At 49.5% G+C, this 17,271-nt stretch carries 20 protein-coding genes; 7 read left to right on the top strand and 13 right to left on the bottom strand.

Going from position 1 to position 17,271, the window contains the following annotated elements; translation table 11 throughout:
* Positions 1 to 33 precede the first annotated feature (33 nt).
* From asnB to RJ53_RS01110, 4 genes are all read right to left on the bottom strand, one after another.
* Complete coding sequence (asnB, locus tag RJ53_RS01125) at positions 34 to 1,860, bottom strand: asparagine synthase (glutamine-hydrolyzing) (RefSeq protein ID WP_211529760.1); 1,827 nt, start codon at positions 1,858 to 1,860, stop codon at positions 34 to 36.
* A 62-nt stretch (positions 1,861 to 1,922) separates the two neighbouring features.
* Positions 1,923 to 3,008, bottom strand: a complete 1,086-nt coding sequence (locus RJ53_RS01120; protein ID WP_211529759.1) for a DegT/DnrJ/EryC1/StrS family aminotransferase — start codon at positions 3,006 to 3,008, stop codon at positions 1,923 to 1,925.
* Positions 3,009 to 4,466, bottom strand: a complete 1,458-nt coding sequence (locus RJ53_RS01115; RefSeq protein WP_211529758.1) for a nucleotide sugar dehydrogenase — start codon at positions 4,464 to 4,466, stop codon at positions 3,009 to 3,011. It lies immediately after the preceding gene.
* A gap of 173 nt (positions 4,467 to 4,639) precedes the next feature.
* Positions 4,640 to 5,554 (bottom strand): Gfo/Idh/MocA family protein, encoded by a 915-nt coding sequence (locus tag RJ53_RS01110; RefSeq protein ID WP_211529757.1) that lies wholly within the window; start codon positions 5,552 to 5,554, stop codon positions 4,640 to 4,642.
* Positions 5,555 to 5,806: 252 nt separating this feature from the next.
* Here RJ53_RS01110 and RJ53_RS01105 point away from each other — a divergent pair, with 252 nt between their 5' ends.
* From RJ53_RS01105 to RJ53_RS01095, 3 genes are read left to right on the top strand one after another with little or no spacing between them, the layout of a single operon-like run.
* Positions 5,807 to 6,967, top strand: a complete 1,161-nt coding sequence (locus RJ53_RS01105) for a glycosyltransferase (RefSeq protein WP_211529756.1) — start codon at positions 5,807 to 5,809, stop codon at positions 6,965 to 6,967.
* 40 nt (positions 6,968 to 7,007) lie between these two features.
* The gene (locus RJ53_RS01100) at positions 7,008 to 9,644 is read left to right on the top strand and encodes an oligosaccharyl transferase, archaeosortase A system-associated (RefSeq protein ID WP_211529755.1); all 2,637 of its coding nucleotides are present in this window, start codon (positions 7,008 to 7,010) and stop codon (positions 9,642 to 9,644) included.
* 21 nt (positions 9,645 to 9,665) lie between these two features.
* Positions 9,666 to 10,214, top strand: a complete 549-nt coding sequence (locus tag RJ53_RS01095) for a DUF2283 domain-containing protein (RefSeq protein ID WP_211529754.1) — start codon at positions 9,666 to 9,668, stop codon at positions 10,212 to 10,214.
* On the opposite strand, the gene RJ53_RS01090 is transcribed toward RJ53_RS01095, so the two are convergent.
* From RJ53_RS01090 to RJ53_RS01055, 8 genes are all read right to left on the bottom strand, one after another.
* Positions 10,209 to 10,430, bottom strand: coding sequence for a type II toxin-antitoxin system HicA family toxin (locus tag RJ53_RS01090; RefSeq protein WP_211529753.1), 222 nt, complete (start codon positions 10,428 to 10,430; stop codon positions 10,209 to 10,211). The genes RJ53_RS01095 and RJ53_RS01090 overlap by 6 nt on opposite strands.
* On the bottom strand, positions 10,427 to 10,645 hold the full coding sequence (locus tag RJ53_RS01085; RefSeq protein ID WP_211529752.1) for a type II toxin-antitoxin system HicB family antitoxin: 219 nt from the start codon (positions 10,643 to 10,645) through the stop codon (positions 10,427 to 10,429). The genes RJ53_RS01090 and RJ53_RS01085 overlap by 4 nt, the downstream gene beginning before the upstream one ends.
* Positions 10,646 to 10,739: 94 nt before the next feature.
* Positions 10,740 to 12,431: an IS1634 family transposase gene (locus RJ53_RS01080; protein WP_211529751.1), complete on the bottom strand. Its 1,692-nt coding sequence runs from the start codon at positions 12,429 to 12,431 to the stop codon at positions 10,740 to 10,742.
* Positions 12,432 to 12,604: 173 nt separating this feature from the next.
* On the bottom strand, positions 12,605 to 12,874 hold the full coding sequence (locus RJ53_RS01075) for a type II toxin-antitoxin system RelE family toxin (RefSeq protein ID WP_211529750.1): 270 nt from the start codon (positions 12,872 to 12,874) through the stop codon (positions 12,605 to 12,607).
* On the bottom strand, positions 12,871 to 12,996 hold the full coding sequence (locus tag RJ53_RS11825; RefSeq protein ID WP_343221799.1) for a hypothetical protein: 126 nt from the start codon (positions 12,994 to 12,996) through the stop codon (positions 12,871 to 12,873). The genes RJ53_RS01075 and RJ53_RS11825 overlap by 4 nt, the downstream gene beginning before the upstream one ends.
* Positions 12,997 to 13,181: 185 nt before the next feature.
* Positions 13,182 to 13,448 carry a hypothetical protein gene (locus RJ53_RS01065; protein ID WP_211529749.1) on the bottom strand — a complete coding sequence of 89 codons (267 nt, stop codon included), beginning with the start codon at positions 13,446 to 13,448 and terminating at the stop codon, positions 13,182 to 13,184.
* Positions 13,449 to 13,460: 12 nt separating this feature from the next.
* Complete coding sequence (locus tag RJ53_RS01060) at positions 13,461 to 13,688, bottom strand: hypothetical protein (protein ID WP_211529748.1); 228 nt, start codon at positions 13,686 to 13,688, stop codon at positions 13,461 to 13,463.
* A 488-nt stretch (positions 13,689 to 14,176) separates the two neighbouring features.
* On the bottom strand, positions 14,177 to 14,497 hold the full coding sequence (locus RJ53_RS01055) for a nucleotidyltransferase domain-containing protein (RefSeq protein WP_211529837.1): 321 nt from the start codon (positions 14,495 to 14,497) through the stop codon (positions 14,177 to 14,179).
* 167 nt (positions 14,498 to 14,664) lie between these two features.
* On the opposite strand from RJ53_RS01055, the gene RJ53_RS01050 reads away from it, so the two are divergent.
* On the top strand, positions 14,665 to 15,534 hold the full coding sequence (locus RJ53_RS01050; protein WP_211529747.1) for a DUF4351 domain-containing protein: 870 nt from the start codon (positions 14,665 to 14,667) through the stop codon (positions 15,532 to 15,534).
* 176 nt (positions 15,535 to 15,710) lie between these two features.
* Positions 15,711 to 16,040 carry a DUF4351 domain-containing protein gene (locus tag RJ53_RS01045; RefSeq protein WP_211529746.1) on the top strand — a complete coding sequence of 110 codons (330 nt, stop codon included), beginning with the start codon at positions 15,711 to 15,713 and terminating at the stop codon, positions 16,038 to 16,040.
* Between the two features lie 48 nt (positions 16,041 to 16,088).
* Here RJ53_RS01045 and RJ53_RS01040 read toward each other — a convergent pair whose 3' ends face one another.
* Positions 16,089 to 16,370, bottom strand: a complete 282-nt coding sequence (locus tag RJ53_RS01040) for a type II toxin-antitoxin system HicB family antitoxin (RefSeq protein ID WP_211529745.1) — start codon at positions 16,368 to 16,370, stop codon at positions 16,089 to 16,091.
* 355 nt (positions 16,371 to 16,725) lie between these two features.
* Between RJ53_RS01040 and RJ53_RS01035 the strand changes: the two genes are divergently transcribed.
* Positions 16,726 to 16,959 carry a type II toxin-antitoxin system HicB family antitoxin gene (locus tag RJ53_RS01035; protein ID WP_211529744.1) on the top strand — a complete coding sequence of 78 codons (234 nt, stop codon included), beginning with the start codon at positions 16,726 to 16,728 and terminating at the stop codon, positions 16,957 to 16,959.
* A gap of 151 nt (positions 16,960 to 17,110) precedes the next feature.
* Positions 17,111 to 17,269: a type II toxin-antitoxin system HicA family toxin gene (locus RJ53_RS11570; protein ID WP_343221798.1), complete on the top strand. Its 159-nt coding sequence runs from the start codon at positions 17,111 to 17,113 to the stop codon at positions 17,267 to 17,269.
* Positions 17,270 to 17,271 lie beyond the last annotated feature (2 nt).

Genomic DNA, 17,271 nt, shown 5'->3' with positions numbered 1-17,271 from the left:
TTATTTCTTTAATCACCTATCATTTTCCTTTTATTATTGCCCGGGTGTGTCGATACACTGCCTGAGCCAGATTTCAGTGCAGATGATCCGCCAGATCTCCCCCGAATAGGAAGAGCGTCCATCAACAAAGTCACGGTAGCTTTCAAGCACCTCGTCTGCATTCCAGTAGGGGCGTGATAGAAATGAAGGGGAGGTGAGGATCTCAAGGATGCCGGATTGCATTGCCCCTTTCATCCAGACCTCTTCCGGGGTTGAGAAGCCACGCTTGTCCATCCGGCACCTGATCACTTCTGGGAGGAGACCTTTTGTTGCCTTTCGTAGGATATACTTTGTTATGCCGTTTCTGATCTTCTGATCCTCGGGAAGGGATGCCAGATATTCGACGATACGATAGTCGAGGAATGGAACCCGGGATTCGATGGAGAAGGCCATTGAGGTTCTGTCTTCCCAATGGAGCATATACGGGAGATTGGCACGGGTGAGATCGACAAGCAGCGTTTCGCCAAGTGTCCCCTGGTATCGGGGCAGGGGATCAGGACGTACATTGCACATCAGACCACGACGTTTCTTTCTAATCAGGACCTGGTGGAGAGCAGACCAGAAGAAGCTCCGGTGGTGGCGGAGAATACCAAACAACTCTGAAAGAGCAAGAAGAGGATGTCTTTCAAGGAGAAGACCACGGAGATGTGGGATATGGTACGCAATATATCCGCCGAGCAGCTCATCTGCCCCCTGCCCATCGAGGACGACCTTAACCCGTTTCTTCGCTTCACGCATGACACAGTACTGGGAGTAGATGGTGAGGCTGGCGAAGGGCTCGTCGTTGCTGTAGAGAAGGTGATCGAGATCCTCCCAGATGGTCTCTGTTCCAGGATAGGTTGGATGTGATTTCACCTGTGTATCCTCTGCAATGATATCGATATAATCGCTCTCATCGAAGCGTTTGTCAGAGAAACAGGCAGAGAATGTATTCTGAAGTTTATTTCCTTTTTCCGGATCCTCTTCATTCAGAACCCTGTTGATCAATACCGTCAGCGTCGATGAATCAAGACCCCCTGAAAGGCAGGTGCCAACCGGTACATCTGATCTGAGATGTACCCTGACCGCATCGGTCATGAGATTGAGGAACTCCCCGGCGGCTTCCCCATCATGTATCTCTCTCGATTGTAGTGCCGGGTTCATGGAGAGATCCCAGTATGCCGCCGGTTCCCCGACACCCGCTGCTGTCACTCTCATGGCATGACCAGGGAGGAGCAGGAAGATACCCTCAAAGAAGGTCTCATCTGTATGATCGGCAAGACTCCATGTGAGAAAATCATAGAGCCTCGCTTCATTCGGTCGCCTCCCGATTGCGGGGTTCTCCCGGAGTGCCTTGATCTCAGAGGCGAAGAAGAATGATCCATTGATGACCGCATAGTAGAATGGCTTGATCCCGAGGCGGTCCCGCGAACAGAAGAGCTCTCCCCTGGTACTATCCCAGAGTGCAAATGCCCACATGCCGTTGAACCGGGAGATGCAATCTGGACCCCACGCCGCATATGCATGGAGGATCACCTCAGTATCGGACTCTGAACGGAATTTGTACCCGAGGTTCTTCAGTTCTTCCCTGAGTTCTTTGTAATTATAGATCTCGCCATTATAGACTATCCAGAGAGTCTCTTTCGCATTGGACATCGGTTGATGCCCGGTCTCGGAGAGATCAATGATAGCAAGACGCCGATGGGTAAGACCGATACGGTCACTGATATAGATCCCGTCGCCGTCCGGGCCCCGGTGGGCGAGGGTTGCGGACATCCGGTGGAGGAGATCAGAGTCGACCTGATCGCCATCGATGGCAAATTGCCCTGCAATGCCGCACATGAGGTATATCTATGGTTTTGATAGGTAAAAATGATGCTCTGAAAGCTCGCGAGATGTTGTTGTCATCTGGCGAGGTTATTGAGAGCACGGCATACCGTCTCACAATCCTTCATTGTGATCCGTGGATGTACCGGAAGACTGAGTACGCTCTTTGCGAGAGTACGGGCAACCGGGCATTCGGTTTTGTGATCAGCAAAGACCGGCTGATCAGGGAGTGCAATCGGATAATGGACCGCGGTTCCGATGCCGTTATCCCTGAGATATGCCATCAGATCATCCCTTGAGAGGGGGCACTCGTCAGTCACCCGGATAACATACTGATGGTACACATGCCGGGCGTCGTGCATTATTGCGGGGGTGATGATGCCGGGTGCTCTGATATGAGTATCATAGTACCTGGCGTTTTCTCGTCGTTGATCGGTGTACTGTTCGAGCCTGCCAAGTTGCACCAGCCCGATAGCTGCTGCGATATCGGTCATCCGGTAGTTATAGCCGAGCAGGGTATGGAGATACTTCTCGCTCTGTCCATGATTTGTATAGAGCCGGGCCTTGCGTGCGATCTCTGGATCATTTGTTGTAATCATCCCACCCTCCCCGGTCGTCATATTTTTTGTCGGGTAGAATGAGAAGGAACCAAAGGTACCAAAGCTTCCTACCCTCCGCCCCTGATATTCAGCTCCATGTGCCTGGGCGGCATCCTCGAAGAGCATGAGTGTGTGGTCAGAGCAGATCTCCTGGAGTGCATTGAGATCAAATGGCTGGCCAAAAAGGTGAACCCCCATCACCGCTTTTGTTTTTTGTGTGATCGCCTCTGCCACCGATGCCGGATCGATGGTAAAGGTTTTTGGATCAACATCTGCAAAGACCGGTGTTGCTCCACACATTGCAATCGTGCTTGCGGTTGCAAAGAAGGTGAAGGCAGGGACTATCACCTCATCACCGGGTCCGATCCCGGCGGCGAGCAGCCCGGCATGAAGCGATGTGGTTCCGTTTGAGGTTGCGATGGCATGTTGTGTGCTGCAGTATCCGGCAAATGCCTCTTCAAATGCAGCCACCTTCGGACCTGAGGCGAGCATGCCGGATCGGATCACCTCTGTGGCTGCTTCGACCTCTTCATCCCCCAGATCCGGTTGTGCAATCGGTATCAATCAGATCACCGTATGGTTGTTCTTATCGCCCCGGCCGATCCCCTTGTAGATGAACCCCGCGTTGATGAAGAGGTCGGGATCGATTGTATTGCGCCCATCCACGATCACAGGATGATCTTCACCTGAGAGCCACTTAACGGTTAGAGGATCAAGATTCCGGTATTCAGAATGGCCGGTGAAGATAATAATTGCATCTGTACCGCGGAGAGCAACTTCCAGATTATCTTCGATCGGGATGCCGGCACCATCATCTGCAACAAACGGGTCATGTACCATCATCCTGGCACCATACCCCTCCATCTCTTCATAAAATGGTTCAGAGGGGGTATTCCGGGCATCCCCTGAATCGTTGATGAACGCCCAGCCAAGGAGGGCAATATGTGCATCTGTGACATCTATCCCGGCACGATCCAGCGCATCTCTTGTCAGCTGAGCCATGTGGGAGGGCATGAAATCGTTGATTGCACGGGCAACCCCGAAGATTGAGTGCTGGCCGTGGGGGTACCAGAGTTCGCCGCCGAGCTGTTGAGCACCCCGCTCAAGATGCCAGGTGTCTTTTGTCAGGCAGTGACCTCCGACACCGGCACCGGGCCAGAGGATAGCCCGGGTGATCCCTTCGCCTTTCAGCGAATCGATGCCTGCACGGACATCATAGACATTGACACCCATCGCCTCACAGTGGAGTGCGAGCTGGTTTGCTGCTGCTATCTGGAGGTCGCGGAAGGCATTCTCAGCGGTCTTCGTTACTTCGGCCGCGGTTGCCGTCATCGGGATGATAGATCCGGTGGTCAGCACAGGTGCATAGAGTTCGATGGCACGTCGGGTACTTGGATCATCAATCCCGCCGATGATCCGGTCATGCTCCCGGATATTCTTCAGGAGCCGGCCGACCATCACCCGCTCCGGGGCATGGGCGAGGGCAAAGTCCTCGCCTGCGATGAGGCCGGATTCCGCCTCAAGGATCTCCCGTGCCATGCCTGTGGTCGTGCCCGGGGTGATGGTGGACTCAAGGACGACGAGGGCACCTTCCGTGAGGTACTTCCCTGTCTGCCTGAGCCCCTCCTGAAGAGGTCCAAAGTCAGGGATGAGATCTTTTGGATTGGCAAATGGCGTCTGTATGGCAAGGCAGACGGCATCGCATTCGGTGATCTTTGCAAAGTCCGAAGTACATTCAAACTTTCCTGCTGAGACGACCTTCCGGATCAGATCGCCCAGCTCAGGCTCATCTTTATCGAGTGGGGACTCGCCCCGGTTGATCATCTCAATTTTGTACCCTGAACTTTTGGAATCCCGCTGAAAGCCATAGACTTTCTGAAATTCAGGGGCATCGGCAAAGAGTGCGGCTGCCGGGATGCCGACATACCCCATCCCGATGACGCCGATGGTGCTGACAGGTCCGCGTTTAGTGATGAGTTTTGTGAGTTGGTTCTGGTGATTTTTTTGGCGATGGTCGGTCATGATCTTCTCCATTTATATGATGTCTGGATTGCATACGGTGGCAGCGATGTTTCGGGGTTCCATAAAGGTAGTTGTCATGCTCGAAGGCGAGTCCTCAATACTTGTATCAACTGCAAGGGAGGAGATCCGGTAGGCAGGAACCCCTTCGATCTTACAGTTCTGGTTCTCTCCTATCACCTGGAAATCCCCCGCTGGATCGCCTCACAGATCCTCAGATTTGCAAGCCCCTGCTCTGGCGTCACCTCAAATGGTCTGCCATCCCTGGCAGCCCGTACAAATGCCTGAAGTTCGACCTTCAGTGGCTCGACCTTGTTCACGAGCACCTTCTCGATGATATTCTCCTGTCGGTATAAGCCGTTCGTCTGATCATAGGTCTCCGGTTTCCGGTATACAAAGATCTCCTGGGTCATGAAATCGCCCTCGATTGTACGCTCTTCTTCCTCAATGTAGATCGAACGGATCTTTTTTGCGGATTTCCTTGAGGCAGAGAGATAGAAGGAGGTGGTATCTACAGATCCGAGAACAAGCGCGATATCTTTGTTTCCGCGTACCGAGAAGGAATGCTGCTGATCCGGGAAGAAGGCATTGAAGAGGATGTCGATATCATGGATCATCAGGTCCTCGACGATTGAGGCATCAGTGATCCGGCCGGATGCCGGGTTGTGCCGGTGGAAGGCGACATACTGGGGGGCGGTTGCGATTCTTCGGATCTCAGGGACGATCGGGTTGAACCGCTCGATATGCCCGATTCCAACTGTAATCCCATCCGGAATCTCCTGGATCAGCTCCTCAGCCTCGGATACGGTGGAGCAGATCGGCTTTTCAATTAAGGTATGCACCCCGGATCCGATCACCTGTTTTGCGGTCTCGAAGTGGAACCGGGTAGGGACAGCGAGTGAGACGAGATCGACCTTCCTGAGCAGTTCACCAATCGAGGAACAGACCACGGCTCCCGTCTGGGCAGCAACCTCTTCAGCACTTTTTGTATCAAGGTCAAAGACATAGGTTGTTCCAATCTCCTTTAGCTCACTATAAATTCGGGCATGATTTCTGCCCATCACTCCTACTCCGATGACACCGACATCCATCTGACTAACCCCGACTGTTCTGGATCATTATCGGTTTTCATCTTGTAAAACAGGATCTGCATTCTGAATATGGATCAAGAACATGGAATCCAAATTGAACGGCTCTCTTGTATGTGTGGCAGAATTAATAGTGCCGGGTACAAACAGGGTATCATGCATATGGCGTACTCGAAATATCCAGCACGACCTAACGGATGGAAGGATCAGGTTGTATGTTCATTATTCTGGAAAGTTATCGGAGTGATCTGATCGATGGGTGCGAAACGGCGAATCCTCCTCGTCTCAACGCAGGATTACATCCACCATCCGATTCCATCCCGCCATCATTACATCTGCGAGGAGCTGGCACTCCGGCATGAAGTCCATGTCCCGCACTTTCATGTCAGCCGGGGAGAAGAACGGGAGACGAGGCTGAAAGTGCATGAGGCGACACTCTTCCCCTTTCAGAGCCCGCTTCTTCACTATACATTGAATGCCCCTTATCATTTCAGGGTGATCGATCGGATCATTAAGGAGGAAGATATCGATATCGTCGTCGGGGCGCATGTTTTGGCAGGAGCAGCGATGGTTAAAGCAGCGGAGCGGCAGAATGTCCCGGTCATCTTTGATCTCAAGGACTGGTTCCCTGACTCAGCCGCTGCATACTATAATAATCGTTTCCTGAAAGAGGCGATCCGGTCAACTGTCTGGAAGATTACACGGTGGAATCTCTCTCATAGCACCCGGGTGACGACCGTATCACCATCCCTGGTTCGTCAGCTGGCAGAGTATGGATTTTCTGCCGGGCTCATCACAAACGGAGTCAATACCGATCTCTTCTATCCACGGGATACGGGAGTGTGTAAAAGACAGGTCGGGCTGGATTCGGAGAGTTTTGTGATAGGCTTTGCAGGGAGTGTCGAGCGTTGGTATGCGATTGATCAACTGATCAGGATGCTGCCAGAGATCCGATCCTTCTGTCCTGAGGTACATTTACTTATTGTTGGGGGATCGCTCTTCACCGATTATATTGATGAGCTGAAGGTGCTGGTCGCCTCTCTGAACCTTGATGATATGGTCACCTTCACCGGGGGAAAGCGGTATGATGAACTCCCGCTCTACATGAATGCGATGGATGTCTGCACCATCCCGCTCTCTCCACCGCAATGGGTGCAGATAGCACTCCCAAATAAGTTCTTTGAATATTCAGCATGCTCCCGGCCGATCCTCTCGACCCCGATCCCGGATGTTGAGGCGATTGGCGGGCCTCACCTTCATATCTATCGGAGCCCGGATGAGTTCGTTAATACAGTTCGGCGGATCTACCTGGAAAGGTTGGAGTATACCATTGATTTTTCCCGTTTCTCCTGGAAGAGGAAGGCAGCCGAGTTTGAAACTGTTATAGAAGAGATTCTCTCCGGGGAGGAGAGATAAATAATACGTATTATTATCCTCTGAGGCATAGATTGATCATATGCGTAAGGGGTCAAATATTCAGATAACCAGGCGAATGATCCGATATTCATTTATCGGTACCTGCCTGATCGCTTTTTCCCTTCTGACATTCTGGTTGCGGACCCTTCCGATTCCCAGGATCGTCTCGGATGACTGGGTTAATCTCCTAGGGAATGATCCCTGGTACAGTCTCCGCCAGATCGAACAGATGGCGCTTGATTTCCCTGCGTACTCCTGGTTTGATCCGATGACGCATTTCCCGATGGGAGAGGCGATCTACTGGGGCCCGCTCTTCCGGCTGCTTGCGGTCGTTCTTGTGATCCTGACCGGGGCATCGACCCGCCCGGAGATTATGTATGTCGCCTCGTTCCTTCCGCCGCTGATGGCAGTTGCGATGGTTCCAGTGATGTACGGGCTTGGTGCAAAGCTTGTGGACTGGAAGACCGGGCTTGTTTCTGCCGGGTTTATTGCAATTGTCTCCGGCCAGTATGCATATCGGTCGCTCTTTGGATTTGTGGACCATCATATCGGAGAGACACTCTTTTCGACGCTCTTTTGCCTTTGTTTTATTGTTGCATTGATGAAAATGAAGGAGAGCGGGGTGAGGCTTTCTGATCTCTCGAGCCTGAAGAATCCGGTGCTGATCTATCCGGCTCTTGCGGGCATTGCGTTCCTCCTTGGTTTCTACACTATGACGACGATGGTTATCTTCGGCGTGATTGTGGTAATCTATACGATCATCCAGGTACTCCTTGACCAGTTCCGCAAAGAGGCATCGGATTATCTCATCCTGACAAACGTTGTCACATTCCTTGTGGTCATTCTTGGGATCATTCCTTTTGGACTGAATCAGACAGGGTTTGGTGTAGGTGTCTATGGACCCGGGAACATCGTTGTTTATGGACTGCTTATTATCGGGTCACTTATCCTCTATGGTATCTCCCGGTATCTTTCAGATCGTCCCTGGTACTTCTACCCAATATCTCTTGTTGGCCTGACTATCGTTTCTTTGATTGTTGGTTTGCTGGCATTGCCAAATCTGACACGAGGGTATATCGGCCAGTTCACTGCAGTGTTTGGTATGCAGGCTGTCGTTCTCACCGTTCAGGAGGCGATGCCCTGGCAGTTTGCAAATGCAGTCTCTGTCTTTAATTGGGGCTGGATTCTTGTCGCTGGCGGTGTGGTCTATCTTCTCTATCGGATCTGGAAACAGAATGACGCTCCTGCTCTCTTCACCCTCATCTGGTTTGCCCTTATCTTCGTTGCAACCACCCGGCAGGTCCGGTTTGAGTATTATCTTGCCGCTAATATCGCACTGATGGCGGCCATTTGTGTTGGTGCAGTGATGCAGATCGGCGGCAGGGACCTCCTCCGTCTTGCCGGAATTGAGAGGCTTCTCAAGCTGAAAGAAGAAGAGGTACCCCCTGAAGCTCCTGATGACGTCCCTGAGGATACCGGGAAGAAAGGGAGGAAACAGAAGGTCGTTCAGAAAGCACCGGCAGAGCCATCTGGCAAGCCCCTCCGCTCCGGACTACTTGTAGTTACGGTGATCATCGCCCTCCTCTTTGCATGGTCAAGTGCGTCCGCAAATATCATGATGGGCTCAAATGTCGGTGGGGGGATAAACAGTGACTGGACAGCCGCACTCGTCTGGCTTGGAGAGAACACGTCGGATCCCGGTCTGGATTATTATGAGATCTATGACTCCCCGAAAGTCCGGGATACCTTTGAATACCCGACTGAAGCTTATGGAGTGCTTTCCTGGTGGGATTACGGCCACTGGATCACCTTCGTCTCCAAACGGATACCACATGCAAATCCGTTCCAGCGGGGGGCGACAACATCAGCACATTTCTTTATGGAAACAGATGTTAATGCTGCAACCGGGATGCTGGAAGAGCTCGGCATCCGGTATGTGATCACCGATATCGAGATGGCGACCGGAAAATTCTGGGCGATGGCCACCTGGCATGATCCGGTGAACGCGACTGATCCCTTCCAGAAGCCGATGCTGTACCAGGAGTCGGCTACAACAGGTTCTTACTCAACCATCCAGTTGTACCGAGAGAGTTATTATCAGACGATGATCCAGCGGCTCCACGCCTTTGATGGTTCGGCGACACCTGCCGGAGAGATTCTCGTTGTCGAGTCTGCTCCGGCATCTGCACTGGGCCTTGGAACCAGCCCCTATCCCGTAATCACTAACGTCCAGCAGGCAGGTACGGTTGAGGATGCACTGCGGTACATCGAGGAATTCACCCGGGCCGCCCCGGCGAACCATTCTGCCGAGATTCTCTCACCGGAGATGTTTACACCATCGACAGACCTTGATGCCCTGCAGCGGTTCAGGCTTGTCTACGAATCACCGACAAATGTCCTTAGCAGTGGCGGCGATATCCGGTATGTGAAGATCTTCGAGTTCGTCTCCGGTGCAGTTCTCGAAGGAGAAGGAACGATTGAGGTGCCGGTTGAGACGAATACCGGCAGGACATTCACCTACCGGCAGGAGAGCCGGGACGGGATCTTTGTGCTCCCGTATCCGACCGAGGCCGGGCCGGATGATGTGGTTGTGGCAACAGGGACGTATCGGATTGTTGAGACGGGGCAGGAGGTTTCTGTGTCGTACCGGGCGGTGATGGAAGGGTTGAGGATCTGAATAGTACTACCACAATCTTTTTTGAAGTGTGAGAAGCGTGATCAGGTTCATCATCAATCCCATTTTATCCCCTCACCACGCGATTGCACCATTCATTGGCAGGAGGGATGCGCATTAAAAGTAAGAATCGCCAAAGAGGCTGATGCAGTGTATATGCGGCTGTCTGATACCCCTATTAAGGATTCAGAAGGGATAAAGCAGGGGATCATCCTTGATTACGATGACGAGAATAGTCTGATCGGAATAAAGCTCCTTACTACCTCCGAGCTTGTGCATTCTGCTACACAGAGGAAAACAACGATGGGTGTATTCAAAGAACAGTTTATTATCGATGAGCGGGGGAAGCATGTTGCAGTCATTTTGTCTCTTGATGAATACGAGCAGTTGCAGGAAGATCTCCATGATCTGGCTGTGCTGGCAGAGCGAAGAACTGAATCGACAATCGAAGGGATTATGCGAATCACAGAATCAGCGGGGTCTTTGAGATGGAAGCATTGTTTTCCTGAATCTCTTTTCGTATCAAGAGATTGGATAAGGGAAAGGGTACGACGAAAAAATGGGTGGTTATAACAAGTCTAAAAATGCCTCAACAGTGAGATCTGCATCCTTGATGATGACTCGTAATGTACCTCGTGCAATCTCCTGGTGGTTTGGAACCGTCAATGGTCTTTGGATCGGGTGCCTGAGATGAATATGGCTCCCCTTTTGATCATGAACACAATATCCCAGTCTACTCAGTGCTTTTACCACCTCCTTACCTGAAAGGACTGGCAGTTTAGAACTCATAGATTGATGGCAACAAATGTCTCTTTTCGTCCTTCTTTCTGATACAGTGGAACACCATCCTGTGCAAGCGAACGAAGATGAAGTTCAATTGCTTCGACAATATTCTTCTTTGCCTCCTCCTCAGTTTTTCCTTGAGAGATGCACCCCGGAAGTGCTGGAACTGTAGCGATATACCATCCATCCTCATCCTGTTCAAGAAAAATTTTAAAATTCAAATCTGCCCACTCCAAGCCGTTCTCTCATATTATCCATAATTCTACACTGATGTTGTAATCGCATTTGTAGCCTGAATTACGGAGTTTATGTACACTACTCCTTCAGAAACCTTCGAGTCGCAAAGAGATCGTTCATACCAAGTGCTACCACCTGTTCACTGAGATCCTTCATCACATTCACATAGAACACCTCATATTCTTTCCCAAAATCCACCTCTAACTTCTCGACCCTTCCAAGCTTTCGGAGTAATTGAGTTGCTGATAACGTCACATATCGAGAATTCGATGAATTGATCCTCCAACGAAGGGCAGCCAGTAATCGGTACGCCAATGTACAGACAAAAAATATAGCCCTGACCCGTGACTCCAATCTGTGGCGGATTGGTTTTAACTCCTCATCCGTCTTTACTGTCCTGAAAACCTTCTCGATGAAGTCTTTTTCAAGATACATCCTGACAATCTCCTGAGCGGTAAACGTCTCATCTGTTGCATACAACAGAAATTTTCCATCCATCGCTTTAGCATCATCAACTCTTTTCTGATTCAGCGACCAGGAGAAGGATATCTGGTTTTCATCTTCCGGGTACTGTATCGTAAAAAAGCTGCTCCAGCCATTGACAATCGCTTTTATCGCACTGGCCAGATCTCTTTGCGATTTGAACGATCGTTTGCCCCTCAGCTGATCTAACTCATGTGAAATCTCATAGATTGCTTTGTTTCTCCGAATAAGCGATTTGGCCGCTTTTGTGACGTTTTTATAGATAACCACTTTCCGTTCCTGGCCATAGAACGGAGCCACAGCCGTACATGCATACAACTCTCCGGTCTTCTTGCAGGGAACCAAAGACTCGGGATTTTCCGGAACCTCGGTTGCCATAATGATGCTTTTCACTTCATTTGAGATCTTTGGGACACCGCACACAACCTTCCATCCCATTCTCTCCAATGCGACAACCGTTTTTTTCGAGGTATTCCCTCTATCCCAGATAATAGTCCCATTATGTATTGCAAAGTCGGACAGCCGGGGAATAACGTGCTGCATAGTGGTCATCGAAGAGTGATTTCCGGGATGAACCATATGAGCCAGTGGCTGAGAATCGTATTTGGAAACCAAAAGAGAGAGGTTGAACTGTCGGTGTCGCCAGTCCTCAGCACTATGTCCTTTTTCAGCAAGAGGGCAGCTGGCTCCATAGGTGAGGGTCGATGTCATATCATATGCCAGAAACTCTGATTCTCCATTTGGTATTGGGTGAAGATCTCTCCATTTCGCATACAATGACTCATCAATTGCCGGAGTATTGTTAACGAGATGGCCTGTTGCCGGATCCTCAGAGCAGATACAATCAAGAGCCGCATAAAACGCATCTCTATCACTTCCTTTTGGTGATAACTGTGCCAGTTCAGGGAGTGATGTGCTCGCAATCCATTCTTCAAGATTGGTTGTACTTTCAGGATCCAACGCCCGGTTAATCGCCCACAATGTCAGAAGTTTCCCCGGACTATTGGTTTTTCTCCGTCCTTTACGGCCGCATATCCGGTCAATAATCTCGGGCATCATCATCTCACTGGCAATTGACCAAAGAACGGTCACATCACCTGCCCGAACGGATCGTTCAGGTGGTTTCCAGTCTATCATGGTTTTCTTTGGGAGAGGTACCTTCTCCTGGTCACCTTCGATCCCCAGGTATCTGACAAACTCACTCCGGACCTTCTTCCCTTCTCTGACACTCCGGTATTCACACAGGTATACTTTGTCCCCCTTTTTCATACGCCGAATCCAGGTCATTGTAGTGTTATGTAAACACTACACTACAATAAAGCTTTCGATACATTTCATGGCACGATCAGAAAAAGGGCGAAAATATGATGGAAATTAACAGAATGATAAATGGTGTAGTGTACCCGATCTCCTTAAATCAAGTTGTAGAAATAGTGATGCCATGTAAAACCCGCACCACATCAATACTTTCGGTAGACTATGCTTCGATCCCCGATCTCGATCACAAAGATTACCATCATATCATCCTCAATTGTGAGGATGATTCGAAACCGCCCTATTCGATAGGAGTAAGCCGGAATGTTTTGGTTTCCCTTTTGTTTTACGTGTAAACGGGGATGCGCTTCTTCTGCGAGAGCGGTCAACTCGTCTTTTATCCGCTGTTCCTCGGGCTTTTGAAGGCTTTTTAAGTCTCGTTCCGCTTTCGGAGTGAATAAGACTCGCCAGATCATTTCAGATCCAGTTCCACCGTGATATCTTCAAGTGAGCTCAAGCGACCGGCACGGATGTCTGCTATCCCCTCCTCGATCTGGTGCAATGTCTCTTCTGAGAGAGGCTCCGGGTCAAGTGCCATGTCCAGAAGGCGGTTGAGTGTTTCATCATCACTCTCCCGGGGGTGGATTTTTCAGGCATCCAGACGGGTTTTTGTCTCCGGCTGAAGTTGAATCGTTTTCGCCATGGGATTCTACAGGGAGGTATTGGGAGAAAGATTTTGCTGAAAGTGGATCAGTTTTTGATGAGCGAACTACTTCTTTACTGTCAGATCTTCCCATATTTCTTGTGCGCCTGTTCAATTGTCATGATCTTCTCGATCCATACGGTATCGGAATCGGCTGAAAAGAATATCGTGTATTTCCATGATATATGCATGCGCCAACGGGGTTTTTTTGTATGAAGCTTCTTGATATTCCCCCGGGCATGTGGATGGTGGATAAGCTGTTCGATATGTTCGCCAATGATACGTCGATCTTTTTGTGGAAGTTCCCGGATGAATTCCTTTGCACGATCCTCTATTTTGATCTGCACAAAGAACCTCGTTTACAGATTAAGTTCTTTTTTTGCTTCTTCCCATGAGGTGAAGGTGCCGGTTGCATCAATTTCATCGAGATCCAACTCAAGCTTTCGTCTCTGGTGTTCAGCAATAAGATCAGCAACTGTTTCACCAAGGGTCTTCCCCGGTTCTTTGATATTCGAGAGTGCCGCCCATGTACCCGGGGTGAGGGCTACCCGCTTCGTTGCTACATCAGCCTTTTTCTGTGCCGTCATTTTACCCTTCTCCATACGACAATTCTTTTCTTTTCCTTCTGTTATAGTTTGGATTATACCTTCGTGTATCAATACACACCAGTACATGGATGTGGCGATATGTGTTTATACAGTTGTATAATCATATACAGCTGTATAATAATGTGTCTTGATACTATTAATCATTTTCAGGCTTTAAGATTATTGGTGTTAACAAGTCAGAGACAGGTCTCGTATTACTTTTAAGAAGGGCTATGGTATTGAGCATCAGAAATCCCCGCCTCACCTGCTTTAACTCACTCCCGATAATCAGGTTGTTGCATCGGGAATTCTACTCGGGATCTTTTCCCACGTTCTTAAGAATTCTGGAAGAATCCCCGCGATCAGAATTTTGGAGAAGAGTCGAAAAATGTAACAACCACGAGTTTCTCACGGATCCTGAATACGGTTGGAGAAGTTGAGTTTTATCCGGATCAGTGTGTCCCTGACCACACTACTCATATCGCCCCTCATACCATCGCCTCTTTTCCGATATAGTCATAGAAACGGTGTTTGAAATAATCAAATTCCCTGATTGTCCGGTATGCAATGTCATACACAAAGCGCAAATCTTTTGCATAGAGGAGGCGGCCCCGGATGACCTCAATTCTGATGTAGAGCGGGAGGTGGAAAAAGATCAGGATATCATACCGGGAATCAGAGAGCTCTTTTATACACGCAAACCTGAATCGTTCGGCCTCGGTTGCATCTCCATCATACCAGAGGCAGAGATCGAGATCCGAATCATCCCTTGCCTGCCCTGCTGCAACTGATCCATATGCGCCTGACAGCTTCGCGTGCCAGGTCTTCTGTGGGGGGCATGCCCGGTCTCATATGTACATAATGGGCGTCCATCATCATATGTATTGGTTTTGGATGGGTGCTGGATACGTTGGAGAAGACGGTGGAATGAATCGAAGAGTACTCATATGATACAATCCCAGTTCTGGTACCAGACATGCAGCAGATTAATCATCAGAATTATGATCTCGTCTTCAAAGAGGCCTTCTCTCTCTTTGAGAACCGGTCTCTGGACTTCCTTGGGGTTGATCTTCCACGCATCACCGGATTTATGGAGACGGAAATTCCAGAGGTGGAGACACATGATGACATGATGGATCTCACCTTCCGGCTGGAAGATAACACTATCCTCCATCTTGAAGAAGAGACGCACCTATCACGGGATGATCTCGTCCGTTTTGCACATTATGATCTCCGGCTCTACAACCGGTATAAGACGATGATCCATACGATTGTGCTGACCCCCTTCACCGGGTCGAAGGGTGTACAAAGTATAAATACCGGGAGTTTACAGTATACGGTAACACAATTGATCCTCGGGAATCGTGACGGCGATGCGTTGATTGAAAAGATTCAATCTGCATTGAAGAGAGGAGAAGAGATCAATGAGCTTGAATTAATCTTTCTGCCTCTGATGAGGAGCAGCCTGTCAGTAGATGCCCTGCTCAGGAAGACGATTGAGCTTGCAAAGGAGATCCCTGAGACGACAGTAAGCCAGAAGATATGTGTACTCTCGCTTGTCATCTCAAATCGTATTGTCGATGAAGAAACACTTGAAGAACTGTGGGAGGAGTTACAGATGCTGAAGGTCATAAAATTCGCCGAGAAGAAGGGAAGAGAGAAGGGAAGGGAAGAGGGACAGATAAAAGTCATCAAACAGCTGTTGACAAGGAAGTTTGGTCCATTGCCACAGACACTCAGCCAGGCGATTGATACCCTGGACTCCTCAACGCTTGATATTCTGACCGCGGACATCCTCGATATAGAGCGTATCGAAGACCTGAAGCAGTATATCCCGAAATGGTAGATTTCCGGATTGATTGATCCTCGCAGAGATCCTTACACAGAGAGATGTCTTCTGGAGCCATTCCCCCATTCTTGTTCCAGATACACATCCATTGATCAACGGCAAGCCTGCGGAACTGCCAGCGCAGAGATCGTTCACGTTCACCAGTGTCGTTCAGACAGGTCCCTGAGACGGCAGTGAGCCAGAAGATATGTGTACTCTCGCTTGTCGTCTCAAATCGTATTGTCGATGAAGAAACACTTGAAGAACTGTGGGAGGAGTTACAGATGCTGAAGGTCATAAAATTCGCCGAGAAGAAGGGAAGGGAGAAGGGAAGGGAAGAAGGAAGGGAAGAGGGACAGATAAAAGTCATCAAACAGCTGTTGACAAGGAAGTTTGGTCCATTGCCACAGACACTCAGCCAGGCGATTGATACCCTGGATTCCTCAACGCTTGATATTCTGAGCGCGGACATCCTCGATATAGAGCGTATCGAAGACCTGGGGCCGTATATCCCGAAATGGTAGATTTCCGGATTGATTGAACCTCGCATGAAAGGACTGGCAGTTTAGAACTCATAGGTTGATTGCAACAAATGTCTCTTTTCGCCCATCTTTCTGATACAGTGGAACACCATCCTGTGCAAGCGAACGAAGATGAAGTTCAATTGCTTCGACAATATTCTTCTTTGCCTCCTCCTCAGTTTTTCCTTGAGAGATGCACCCCGGAAGTGCTGGAACTGTAGCGATATACCATCCATCCTCATCCTGTTCAAGAACAATTTTAAAATTCAAATCTGCCCACTCCAAGCCATTCTCCCATTTTATCCATAATTCTACAGCTGTGTTCTCTAGCATTTGGTGAATAAATAACCTTCTGATGGACTGGCAACCATGGGGAGAGATTGCATGAGTGATTGCATGAGTGATTGCATGAGTAATCTTTTGATAGCCACCCCACAAAAGCTCAAAGCGTACCTTCCTTTGCGTGTCTGAGATAGCTCCGTGGTAGGCTGTTAGACCCGGAACATACCAGAAGGGAATATACGAATCACAGAAGCAGCGGGGTCTTTGAGATGGAAGTCATGGGTCCGGCAAGGGTTGTGCACCATGCCCGGATCCGGATGGTTGATCAGACCCTCTCCCCCTCAGGGTGAGGTTCATCAGAATCACTTTATAGTTCTATACATAATGTCTAATCTGGAGAAGTCGTATGTCAGAGAAGGATCTTCGCTATACTGTTCTCATGGAAAAAAATGAAGACGGCGGATATACCGTAACTGTTCCATCTCTTCCAGGATGTATCAGCCAGGGGTCAACCTGGGAGGAGGCTCTGACACATATTGAGGAGGCGATATCCGGATACATTGAGGTTGCCAGAAAACTCGGCAGACCAATTCCCGTTGTAGTTACCGTTCCAATGCATGCAGAGAATGCCGGACTCTAATCCTTGATAATCTAATCCTCTCATCAGATTTCTTGAGTATAGAGCTGGACTGCTTTACCCGATCAGAAAGGGGTCAAGGTTAATATGAAACTCCCAATAATACATGGAGATACGGTTATTCGGGCATTGAAGATGGGCAGGATTCGAAGTTGTGCATATCAGGGGTAGTCATCATTATCTCCATCATGCAGAACGAGGCTTTCTGGTCACTGTTCCAGTCCACTCAGGGCAAATAGTGGCACCAAAGACCCTGCAAACAATACTCTCGCAGGCTGGCCTGTCACCAGAGGAATTCCGGAACCTGTTGTAAAG

The sequence above is a fragment of the Methanocalculus chunghsingensis genome (genome assembly GCF_018132105.1).
Taxonomy (GTDB): domain Archaea; phylum Halobacteriota; class Methanomicrobia; order Methanomicrobiales; family Methanocorpusculaceae; genus Methanocalculus; species Methanocalculus chunghsingensis.
This window is presented reverse-complemented; position numbering and strand designations above follow the sequence as displayed.

Coding starts and splice junctions, on each gene's coding strand:
- asnB (WP_211529760.1), bottom strand. CDS start 1,860: ATGTGCGGCATTGCAGGGCAATTTGCCATCGATGGCGATCAGGTCGAC.
- RJ53_RS01115 (WP_211529758.1), bottom strand. CDS start 4,466: ATGACCGACCATCGCCAAAAAAATCACCAGAACCAACTCACAAAACTC.
- RJ53_RS01110 (WP_211529757.1), bottom strand. CDS start 5,554: ATGGATGTCGGTGTCATCGGAGTAGGAGTGATGGGCAGAAATCATGCC.
- RJ53_RS01105 (WP_211529756.1), top strand. CDS start 5,807: ATGGGTGCGAAACGGCGAATCCTCCTCGTCTCAACGCAGGATTACATC.
- RJ53_RS01100 (WP_211529755.1), top strand. CDS start 7,008: ATGCGTAAGGGGTCAAATATTCAGATAACCAGGCGAATGATCCGATAT.
- RJ53_RS01090 (WP_211529753.1), bottom strand. CDS start 10,430: ATGAGTTCTAAACTGCCAGTCCTTTCAGGTAAGGAGGTGGTAAAAGCA.
- RJ53_RS01080 (WP_211529751.1), bottom strand. CDS start 12,431: ATGACCTGGATTCGGCGTATGAAAAAGGGGGACAAAGTATACCTGTGT.
- RJ53_RS01075 (WP_211529750.1), bottom strand. CDS start 12,874: ATGATCTGGCGAGTCTTATTCACTCCGAAAGCGGAACGAGACTTAAAA.
- RJ53_RS11825 (WP_343221799.1), bottom strand. CDS start 12,996: ATGGCACTTGACCCGGAGCCTCTCTCAGAAGAGACATTGCACCAGATC.
- RJ53_RS01060 (WP_211529748.1), bottom strand. CDS start 13,688: ATGACGGCACAGAAAAAGGCTGATGTAGCAACGAAGCGGGTAGCCCTC.
- RJ53_RS01050 (WP_211529747.1), top strand. CDS start 14,665: ATGCAGCAGATTAATCATCAGAATTATGATCTCGTCTTCAAAGAGGCC.
- RJ53_RS01040 (WP_211529745.1), bottom strand. CDS start 16,370: ATGCTAGAGAACACAGCTGTAGAATTATGGATAAAATGGGAGAATGGC.
- RJ53_RS01035 (WP_211529744.1), top strand. CDS start 16,726: ATGTCAGAGAAGGATCTTCGCTATACTGTTCTCATGGAAAAAAATGAA.